The organism is Streptomyces sp. XM83C (assembly GCF_023072675.1).
Taxonomy (GTDB): Bacteria; Actinomycetota; Actinomycetes; order Streptomycetales; family Streptomycetaceae; genus Streptomyces; species Streptomyces thermocoprophilus.
The window spans coordinates 1-9,227 of sequence record NZ_JALLGL010000249.1 but is presented as its reverse complement, the minus strand read 5'-3'; the positions used below and the strand labels follow the sequence as shown (position 1 = coordinate 9,227).

Annotated in this window: 9 protein-coding genes; 4 read left to right on the top strand and 5 right to left on the bottom strand. The window is 72.5% G+C overall.

Annotation, left to right across the window (positions count from 1 at the left end; genetic code table 11):
• Nucleotides 1-80 precede the first annotated feature (80 nt).
• The 3 genes from dapF to miaA all read right to left on the bottom strand — a co-directional run bounded on the left by dapF (nucleotide 81) and on the right by miaA (nucleotide 2,848).
• The gene (gene dapF, locus MTQ10_RS23260; protein ID WP_247472038.1) at nucleotides 81-956 is read right to left on the bottom strand and encodes a diaminopimelate epimerase; all 876 of its coding nucleotides are present in this window, start codon (nucleotides 954-956) and stop codon (nucleotides 81-83) included.
• 326 nt (nucleotides 957-1,282) lie between these two features.
• Nucleotides 1,283-1,801, bottom strand: coding sequence for a hypothetical protein (locus MTQ10_RS23255; protein ID WP_247472040.1), 519 nt, complete (start codon nucleotides 1,799-1,801; stop codon nucleotides 1,283-1,285).
• A 108-nt stretch (nucleotides 1,802-1,909) separates the two neighbouring features.
• Nucleotides 1,910-2,848 (bottom strand): tRNA (adenosine(37)-N6)-dimethylallyltransferase MiaA, encoded by a 939-nt coding sequence (gene miaA / locus MTQ10_RS23250; RefSeq protein WP_247472035.1) that lies wholly within the window; start codon nucleotides 2,846-2,848, stop codon nucleotides 1,910-1,912.
• Between the two features lie 180 nt (nucleotides 2,849-3,028).
• On the opposite strand from miaA, the gene MTQ10_RS23245 reads away from it, so the two are divergent.
• Complete coding sequence (locus tag MTQ10_RS23245) at nucleotides 3,029-3,409, top strand: hypothetical protein (protein ID WP_247472033.1); 381 nt, start codon at nucleotides 3,029-3,031, stop codon at nucleotides 3,407-3,409.
• 41 nt (nucleotides 3,410-3,450) lie between these two features.
• Complete coding sequence (locus MTQ10_RS23240; protein ID WP_247472031.1) at nucleotides 3,451-3,732, top strand: antitoxin; 282 nt, start codon at nucleotides 3,451-3,453, stop codon at nucleotides 3,730-3,732.
• 265 nt (nucleotides 3,733-3,997) lie between these two features.
• On the opposite strand, the gene MTQ10_RS23235 is transcribed toward MTQ10_RS23240, so the two are convergent.
• Together MTQ10_RS23235 and miaB are read right to left on the bottom strand one after the other, a co-directional pair.
• Nucleotides 3,998-4,708, bottom strand: coding sequence for a class III extradiol dioxygenase subunit B-like domain-containing protein (locus tag MTQ10_RS23235; RefSeq protein ID WP_247472029.1), 711 nt, complete (start codon nucleotides 4,706-4,708; stop codon nucleotides 3,998-4,000).
• A gap of 139 nt (nucleotides 4,709-4,847) precedes the next feature.
• Nucleotides 4,848-6,374, bottom strand: a complete 1,527-nt coding sequence (gene miaB, locus MTQ10_RS23230) for a tRNA (N6-isopentenyl adenosine(37)-C2)-methylthiotransferase MiaB (RefSeq protein WP_247472027.1) — start codon at nucleotides 6,372-6,374, stop codon at nucleotides 4,848-4,850.
• A 264-nt stretch (nucleotides 6,375-6,638) separates the two neighbouring features.
• Between miaB and MTQ10_RS23225 the strand changes: the two genes are divergently transcribed.
• Both MTQ10_RS23225 and MTQ10_RS23220 read left to right on the top strand, forming a co-directional pair.
• Nucleotides 6,639-7,661, top strand: a complete 1,023-nt coding sequence (locus tag MTQ10_RS23225; protein ID WP_247472025.1) for a LacI family DNA-binding transcriptional regulator — start codon at nucleotides 6,639-6,641, stop codon at nucleotides 7,659-7,661.
• Between the two features lie 423 nt (nucleotides 7,662-8,084).
• The coding region (locus MTQ10_RS23220) for a GH12 family glycosyl hydrolase domain-containing protein (RefSeq protein WP_247472024.1) at nucleotides 8,085-9,227 on the top strand (1,143 nt) is incomplete at its 3' end.

Below are 9,227 nucleotides of genomic sequence, written 5' to 3'. Positions count from 1 at the left end.
GGACAGGTACGGGGCCGTGGGCACGGATTCGCCGTACCCGCAGGGGCTTTGCGGCGTGGGTGTCAGCCGTTCGGCCCGGCTCAGCCGGCGACCGATGCCAGCCAGTCCGCGTCGATCTCACCCTCGGCGACGATCACGGCGGGGCCGGTCATCTCGATCTCTCCGTCGGGCCGTTCGGTGATCACGAGCCGCCCGCCGGGCAGGTCCACGGTGTACGTCGCGGGCGTACCGGTGACGGCGGGGTCGACGCCGTCGCGGCGGGCCGTGGCCACGGCGACCGCGCAGGCGCCGGTGCCGCAGGAGCGGGTCTCGCCGGCGCCGCGCTCATGGACGCGCATCGCGACGTGGGCGGGGCCGCGGTCGACGACGAACTCGACGTTGACGCCGTCCGGGTAGACGGAGGCCGGGCTGAACGGCGGGGCGTCGTGCAGGGTGCCGGCGTGTGCCAGGTCCTCGACGAAGGCGACTGCGTGCGGGTTGCCCATGTTCACGTTCCGCGCGGGCCAGCTGCGCTCGCCGACGGTGACGGTGACCTCTCCCTCCGGGAAGGCCGCCCGTCCCATGCCGACGGTGATGTCGCCGTCCTTGGCGAGGTGCACGGTCTTCACGCCGCCCCGGGTGGCGACGGCGAGGTCGCCCTCGGCGGCGAGGCCCGCGCGCTGGAGGTAGCGGGCGAAGACACGTACGCCGTTGCCGCACATCTCGGCGATCGAGCCGTCGCCGTTGCGGTAGTCCATGAACCACTCGGCGTCGGCCGCCATGTGCCGGGCCTCGGGGTGGGCGGCGGACCGCACGACGTGCAGCAGGCCGTCGGCGCCGATGCCCGCGCGGCGGTCGCACAGGGCGGCGACGGTGGCGGGGGGCAGGTCGATGGCGTTCTCGGGGTCCGGGACGATGACGAAGTCGTTCTCCGTCCCGTGGCCCTTGAGGAAGGCGATCCGCGCGCGCGTGCTCATGTGGCGATCCTACGAGAAGTCTCGTGGTCGGGGTGGCGCCGGCGCCACGGCCGGCCGGGGTCGGCCGGGGTCGGCCGGGTGCCTGGGGGTTCGCCTTTCACTGCGGGCCTGTGGGGGGTCTCGCGCAGTTCCCCGCCCCTGCGTGCGTGCCTGCGGCAGCGCGTCCCACTGCGGGCCGGCGCAGTTTCCCGCCTCCCTATGTGTCTGCCTGGGGGTTCGCCTTTCACTGCGGGCCTGTGGGGGGTCTCGCGCAGTTCCCCGCCCCTGCGTGCGTGCCTGCGGCAGCCCACTGGGGGCCGCCGCGCCTCAGGTCCCCTTCCGCTGGTTCAGCGGAGCCGCGCCACCCGCAGTACGGCGAGGAAGGCCACCACGGCCACCAGCACGACGTAGGCGAGGACGACCCGCCAGTCCGGGCGGCGGGCCGAGCCGCGGGCCGGGAGGCCGGGCAGCGTGTAGCCGACGCGGCGGGCGGCCATCATGCCCCAGCCCGCCGCGCAGGAGCAGATCAGCAGGCCCAGCATGGCGATCACCGCGCCGCTGTCGCCGAAGTCGAAGGCGAGCGGGAAGGCGAACATCAGGGAGCCGCTGGCGGCGAGCGCGACGATCGGGGCGAGCTGCCAGATCCGCAGCCGCCGCTGGGGGCGCAGCTCGACCTCGACCTCGGGCCCGGACTCGAACATCTCGTCCGGCTCCGGGCCGTCGGCGGTCATTCCGCCTTCGGTCTCGTCGAGCCCGTCGGTGCTCGGCGAGGCGTCGTCCGGCTGCGGTACGTCGCCGTCGTCGGCGATGCGTCCGGCAGTGACGGATTCGGTGTCTCGTGCGGTGTCGCGAGGGCCGGCCTCCATCGCCACGCGCCCTCCCAACTCGGACTCCACTTGGTCGATCGAAGCTCGATGATGGCACGGCACCGGATGCCCGGATGACGCGCTGGGCGTCCCGATGCCATGACGTGATCAGGCTGTAACCGGTCGTTCGATCAACGAGAGAGCAAGCCGCGGAAGTTCCTTCATATCGGCCGCTCCCCCACTCAACCAGTGCACCCGCGGATCGCGTCTGAACCACGAATCCTGACGGCGCGCGAAGCGTTTGGTGGCACGGACGGTTTCCTGCCGTGCCTCCTCCATGGTGCACTCCCCGGCGAGTGCCGCGAGCACTTGCTGGTAGCCCAGGGCGCGCGACGCCGTACGCCCCTCGCGCAACCCCTGCGCCTCCAGTGCGCGTACTTCTTCGACGAGCCCGGCGTCCCACATGCGGTCCACGCGGCGTGCGATGCGCTCGTCCAGCTCGGGCCGGGCCACGTCGACGCCGATCTGCACGGTGTCGTACACCGAGTCGTGGCCGGGCAGGTTGGCGGTGAAGGGCCTGCCGGTGATCTCGATCACTTCCAGGGCCCGGACGATACGGCGGCCGTTGCTGGGCAGGATCGCGCGGGCGGCCTCGGGGTCGGCGGCGGCCAGCCGGGCATGCAGGGCGCCGGGCCCGCGCAGCGCGAGCTCCTCCTCCAGCCGGGCGCGCACCTCGGGGTCGGTGCCGGGGAACTCCAGGTTGTCCACGGCCCCGCGGACGTACAGCCCGGAGCCGCCGACGAGGATCGGCCAGCGGCCCTCGGCGAGCAGGGCGTCGATACGAGCGCGCGCGAGGCGCTGGTACTCGGCGACGGACGCCGTGACGGTCACGTCCCAGATGTCGAGCAGGTGGTGCGGTACGCCGCCGCGTTCCTCGGGCGTCAGCTTGGCGGTGCCGATGTCCATCCCTCGGTACAGCTGCATGGAGTCGGCGTTGACGACCTCGCCGCCGAGCTGCTGGGCCAGGAAGACGCCGAGGTCGGACTTTCCTGCGGCGGTGGGGCCGACTACGGCGATGACGCGGGGGGCGGGGGCTGCGCTGCTCACCGCACCAGTCTCGCAAACATCACGGTGTGCCCACGAACGAGTTACGTGACGCCACCGGCACCGGTTCGTTGCCCGTTCGAGGTTCCGCCGCCGGCGCGAGAGGCACGGCGGGCCCGGGCGCAACCGGACGCGCCCGGGAGCGGCGGGATGTCGCCCGCACGAGTACCGTATGGAGTTGAAATGGGCGTTTTCGCGAAACTTTTCCGGAGGTCGCAGGCGACGGAGGAGGAGGTCCCGGCTACCGAGGAGCCGGCCGGGACGACGGAGAGCGACGAGACCGACGACACCGGCGAGAGCGGTACCGAGGGCGTCGGCGCCGTGGATCCCGTCGCCGCGCGGGAGACGGGCGCGGAGCCCGGTGCCGAGGCGGATGACGAGGAGGGCGCCGCGACGGCGACGAAGGCCTCGGTGCCGGACGCGTCGGAGGCCGATGAGCCTGCCGGCTCCGACGTGGCGGGGAACGGGAGCGGGGCCGTGCGGGAGGCGGCCACGGAGATCCCCCAGCAGCAGTCCGCCGAGAAAGCGGCCGACAACCAGACCGGTGAGGGCGCCCGCACCTGACGCCCCGCCGGCCGGAGTCTCAGGAAGAGGGAAGGTGACCCATGGGTCTGTTGGACAACCTCAAGGCCAAGCTCGCCCCGGCGAAGGACACGGCCAAGGAGAAGGTCTCCGGGCTCGCGCAGCATCACGGAGACAAGATCACGCATGGCCTGGACAAGGCCGCTAAGGTCGTCGACGAGAGAACCAAGGGCAAGTACAGCGACAAGATCCAGTCGGGCACCGGCAAGGCGAAGGGCGCCATGGACCGGCTCGCGCACAAGAGCGGGCCCGGGGCGGGCGACGACACCTTCACCCCGCCGGAGGGCTCTCCTCCGGCCTCCTGAGGACCGGGCCGGGGCTCCCTCGGCACACGGTGCACCACAGAACGGCGGACGGCCGCCGAGCCATGCACGGGCTCGCGGCCGTCCGCCGTTTTCGTACGGGCGCGACGAGCGACCACGCGCGCGTGCCGACGCACCGGCGCCGGTGCGGGCGCCGGGGTGGGCCGCCGTAGTCAGGAGGCGCGGAGAAAGCGACCACGCGCGCGTGCCGCGCGCCACCCGAGGCCGATGCCGTACCGGCACGGGCACGCCGCACGCGCGTGTGCCGTCAGGACCAGGCGGCGACCAGGTAGCCGACGCCGTACGGGGCGTCCTCGTACAGCAGGGAACCGGACATGTCCGCCTGCTCGGCGGCTCCGGCGAGCACCTGCCAGGGGGCTCGGCCGGAGACCTGTAGCTCCTGGGCCAGTCGCACGTCCAGCGCCTTGAGCGCGGCGAGGTCGGCGGAGCCGAGCGCCCGGGCGGCGGCCTCGTCGAAGGGTGCCGCCCGCTCGTCGAGGTAGCCGGGGGCCTTGAGGGTGCGGCAGGCGCTGGCGTCGCCCATCACGAGCAGCGCGACCCGCTGGTCCGGGGCGGCGAGGTCCCGGCCGGTCGCCAGGCACTGTTCCGGTTCCAGCGTCCGTGCCACGGCCAGCGCCTCCACCGGGGCGGCGGTCCAGTCGGCCTGCCTCAGCAGCCACGCGCCGACGGAGAGCGACGCGGGCAGTACGGCCGCGCCGTGCGGGCCGGCGACGGTACGGCCGAGGACGACGTCCACGCCGACGCCGAAGCCGCGGAACGACCCCCGGCTGCCCTCCGCGTACGTGCCGTTCCGCTCGGCGGGCCCGACGACGACGAGCCGGTCGGGCCGGGCGGCGGCGAGGACGCCGATCGCGTCCGCGCAGGCGGCCCGTGCGGCGTCCAGCTCGGGCGCGGCGCCGGCGGCCACCTCGGGCACGAGCAGCGGCGGACAGGGACAGACGGCAGCGGCGACAAGCATGATCGGCAGCCTAACCCCGAGCGGCGCCGGGGTCGCGGCTCGGTCCGCGTCGGAACGCGAGGCCGTGCCCGCGTGCGGCCGTGCCCGGCGGGCGCCGCCGGGGCACGGCCGCGGGGCCCGTCGCCTCGGACCCGGTCGGTCAGTCGCAGCCGCAGCCGCTGGCCGCCGGGAGCGGGGCCGGGACGCCCACCTTGGGCAGGCCGAGCAGCACGCCCGCCGGCTTGGCCGCCGCCTTCTCGGCGTTGCGCTTCTCCCACGCGTCACCCGCGCGCGTGCGGCGCACGTCCAGCACCGGGCCCTCGGCGAGAAGGTGGTGGGGAGCGGCGTACGTGATCTCGACGGTGACGACGTCACCGGGGCGGACCTCCTGGTCGGGCTTGGTGAAGTGGACCAGGCGGTTGTCGGGGGCGCGGCCGGACAGCCGGTGGGTGGCGTCGTCCTTGCGGCCCTCGCCCTCGGCGACCATCAGCTCCAGGGTGCGACCGACCTGCTTCTTGTTCTCCTCCCAGGAGATCTCCTCCTGGAGGGCGACGAGACGCTCGTAGCGCGCCTGGACGACCTCCTTGGGGATCTGGTTCTCCATGGTCGCGGCCGGGGTGCCGGGCCGCTTGGAGTACTGGAAGGTGAACGCCTGCGCGAACCGGGCCTCGCGCACCACGTGCAGCGTCTGTTCGAAGTCCTCCTCGGTCTCGCCGGGGAAGCCCACGATGATGTCGGTGGTGATCGCGGCGTGCGGGATGGCCTCGCGGACCTTGCGGATGATGTCGAGGTAGCGCGACTGCCGGTAGGAGCGGCGCATCGCCTTCAGCACGGTGTCCGAGCCGGACTGGAGCGGCATGTGCAGCTGAGGCATCACGTTCGGCGTCTCGGCCATGGCGGCGATCACGTCGTCGGTGAAGTCACGCGGGTGCGGGGAGGTGAAGCGGACCCGCTCCAGGCCCTCGATCGTGCCGCAGGCCCGCAGCAGCTTGCTGAAGGCCTCGCGGTCGCCGATGTCGGAGCCGTACGCGTTGACGTTCTGCCCGAGCAGCGTGATCTCGGAGACGCCCTCGGCGACCAGCGCCTCGACCTCGGCGAGGATCTCGCCGGGGCGGCGGTCCTTCTCCTTGCCGCGCAGCGCCGGGACGATGCAGAAGGTGCAGGTGTTGTTGCAGCCGACGGAGATGGACACCCAGGCCGCGTAGGCGCTCTCGCGCCGCGTCGGCAGCGTGGAGGGGAACGCCTCCAGCGACTCGGCGATCTCGACCTGCGCCTCCTCCTGGACGCGGGCGCGCTCCAGCAGCACGGGCAGCTTGCCGATGTTGTGCGTGCCGAAGACGACGTCCACCCAGGGCGCCTTCTTCACGATGGTGTCGCGGTCCTTCTGCGCCAGACAGCCGCCGACCGCGATCTGCATGCCGGGGCGTGAGGCCTTCTTCGGCGCGAGGCGGCCGAGGTTGCCGTAGAGACGGTTGTCGGCGTTCTCGCGGACCGCGCAGGTGTTGAAGACGACGACGTCCGCGTCACCGTCCGACCCCTCCGGGGCCCGCACATATCCGGCCTCTTCCAGCAGCCCGGCCAATCGCTCGGAATCGTGGACGTTCATCTGGCACCCGTAGGTGCGGATCTCGTAGCTCTTGGGGGCGTGAACGTCCACTGCGGGGCTCCGGTCGCTGCTGCTGGTCATGCCCTCCAGGGTAGGCGCTTCCGGGAGGACCCTTTCCCGGCCCTTCGGCGGGCCGTCCTCGGTCCGCCGACGGTCCGGGAACGGTTCGCAGCGGGTCCGCGGCCGAACCGAGACCGGTCCGCGGTCGGTCCGCGGTCGGTCCCCGGTCGGTCCGCGAAAGGCCCCGCCCGGATGGCTCCCTGGGGCGGCCGGAGAAGGCGGAACGCCCCCTTGTCCCCGGACCCCGGCCCCGTAGTATCGGTGATCTCTTGGGGGGAGGTGGTCATGGGCAGACAGCGCCCTGACACGCCGACGCTGGAGGAGGTCGCCGCGCGCGCCGGGGTGGGGCGGGGCACGGTCTCCCGCGTCATCAACAACGCCACCGGCGTACGAGAGTCGACGCGGCGCCTCGTGCAGCAGGCCATCGCGGAGCTGGGGTACGTGCCGAACCTCGCGGCGCGCTCGCTCGCCGTGCGGCGGGCCGACGCCGTCGCGCTGGTCATGACCGAGCCGGACTGGCGGCAGTTCGCCGAACCGTTCTTCTCCGAGATCGTGCGCACCCTCGGCGACACCCTGGCCGAGACCGGCCTGCAACTCCTGCTGACCCTCGTCCGCTCCGACACCGACCGGGTCCGCTTCCTGGAGTACGCGCGCGGTGGCCGCGTCGACGGGGTCCTGGTGATGTCCGTGCACGCCGACGACCCGCTGCCCGACATGCTCGCCGACGCGCGGATGCCCACCGTCCTGCTCGGCCGCCGCTCCGGCGACGAGTCCATCAGCTACGTCGACGCGGACAACGCCGGCGGCGCCCGCAGCGCCGTCGCCCGCCTCGTCGAGCAGGGCCGGACGACCATCGCCACGATCACCGGCCCGCTCGACATGTACGCCGCCCAGTGCCGCCTGCGTGGCTACCAGGACGCACTCGCGCTGGCCGGGCTGAAGGGCGGCCCCTCCCTGGTGGCCGAGGGCGACTTCACGGAGGAGAGCGGCCGGCACGCCATGGCCGAGCTGCTCGCCCGGCACCCGGAGATCGACGGCGTCCTCGCCGCGTCGGACACCACGGCCGCCGGAGCGCTCACCACCCTGCGGGCGGCGGGACGCCGGGTGCCCGACGACGTCGCGGTGATCGGCTTCGACGACTTTCCGCTGGCGCAGCGCACCGACCCGCCGCTGACGACGGTGCGGCAGCCGCTGGAGGAGATCGGACGGGCCATGGTCCGGCTGCTCCAAGAAGAGATGGAAGAGCCCGCGGTCGCCTGGCGGCACGTCATCCTCCGCACCGAACTGGTGATCCGCGAGTCGGCCTGAGGCGGGGGCCGAGGCGGTCACGCGGGCCGAGAGCACCGCGGGCGCCGGGGCCGCGACTGGGCCGGTGCCGTGTCGGGAACCGAGGGCTGCCCAGGGCTGAGATCAACTCGCGGGCCGAGACCGGCTCGCGGTCCGTGGCCGTATCGGTGGGGCGGTGTCGTACGGGCCGTATACGGCCGCCGACGGACCCGTGCGTCTCACATACCGGGAGCGCTCCCAGTGCACTGCGCTCGCACGCGCCTCTCGCGCCCCCGCGCTGACCTGCGTTTTCGAAATCCATTCGACACATTCGTGTCCACAGTCTTGTCAGGGACATGCGTCGCTCCTACAGTCCTGGCGAAACGGAGGGAATGGGAGCGCTCCCATATGCGAATTGGGAGCGCTCCCGCACCCCGCTCCCCCCACCTCCCCGAGAGGACCCGCATGCGACCGTCAAAGCACCCCGCCCGTGGAGCGCGGGCCCTGTTAGGCGCGGCCCTCACCGCGCTGAGCGTGGCCGCGGCGCTGCTGACCGGCGCGTCGTCGGCGCAGGCCGACACGACGATCTGCGAGCAGTACGGTTCCACGACGATCCAGGGCCGGTACGTCGTCCAGAACAACCGCTGGGGCACCAGCGACACCCAGTGCATCTCCGTCACCGACAGCGGCTTCCGCGTGACCCAGGCCGACGGTTCGGTCCCGACGAACGGCGCCCCGAAGTCGTATCCCTCGGTCTTCAACGGCTGCCACTACACGAACTGTTCGCCGGGCACCAATCTGCCGATGCAGCTCAGCAGCATCTCCAGCGCGCCCACCAGCATCTCGTACAGCTATGTCGGCAACGCGGTCTACGACGCCGCGTACGACATCTGGCTCGACCCGACGCCCCGCAAGGACGGGGTGAACCGCACCGAGATCATGGTGTGGTTCAACCGGGTCGGCCCGATCCAGCCGGTCGGCTCCCGTGTGGACACCGCCACGGTGGCCGGACGGCAGTGGGAGGTGTGGTCCGGCAACAACGGCGGCAATGACGTGCTGTCGTTCGTCGCCACCTCGACGCTCTCCAGCTGGAGCTTCGACGTCATGGACTTCGTCCGGCAGACGATCGCCCGCGGCCTCGCCCAGAACAACTGGTATCTGACGAGTGTGCAGGCGGGCTTCGAGCCGTGGCAGAACGGCGCCGGACTGGCCGTCAACTCCTTCTCCTCCACGGTCAACACCGGCGGCAGCACCGACCCGGGCAACCCCGGCAACCCGGGGTCGTCGTGCAAGGTCGTGTACGGGACCAATGTCTGGCAGGGCGGCCTCACCGCAGATGTCACCGTCACCAACACCGGCTCCTCGGCGGTGAACGGCTGGAGGCTCGGCTTCACCCTGCCCTCCGGCCAGCAGATCACCGGCAGCTGGGGCGCCACCGTCTCCCCGTCCTCAGGCGCGGTCACCGCGACCTCGCTCGACTACAACGGGCAGATCGCCCCCGGCGGCCAGGCGACCTTCGGCTTCCAGGGCACGTACAGCGGGACGTTCGCACGGCCGGCCTCCTTCACCCTGAACGGCACGACCTGCACCCTGTCTCTATACACATCT

What these genes read in the sequence shown, in the direction of transcription:
- dapF (WP_247472038.1), bottom strand. Translation starts at nt 956, where the DNA reads ATGAGCACGCGCGCGCGGATCGCCTTCCTCAAGGGCCACGGGACGGAG.
- MTQ10_RS23255 (WP_247472040.1), bottom strand. Translation starts at nt 1,801, where the DNA reads ATGGAGGCCGGCCCTCGCGACACCGCACGAGACACCGAATCCGTCACT.
- MTQ10_RS23245 (WP_247472033.1), top strand. Translation starts at nt 3,029, where the DNA reads ATGGGCGTTTTCGCGAAACTTTTCCGGAGGTCGCAGGCGACGGAGGAG.
- MTQ10_RS23240 (WP_247472031.1), top strand. Translation starts at nt 3,451, where the DNA reads ATGGGTCTGTTGGACAACCTCAAGGCCAAGCTCGCCCCGGCGAAGGAC.
- MTQ10_RS23235 (WP_247472029.1), bottom strand. Translation starts at nt 4,708, where the DNA reads ATGCTTGTCGCCGCTGCCGTCTGTCCCTGTCCGCCGCTGCTCGTGCCC.
- miaB (WP_247472027.1), bottom strand. Translation starts at nt 6,374, where the DNA reads ATGACCAGCAGCAGCGACCGGAGCCCCGCAGTGGACGTTCACGCCCCC.
- MTQ10_RS23225 (WP_247472025.1), top strand. Translation starts at nt 6,639, where the DNA reads ATGGGCAGACAGCGCCCTGACACGCCGACGCTGGAGGAGGTCGCCGCG.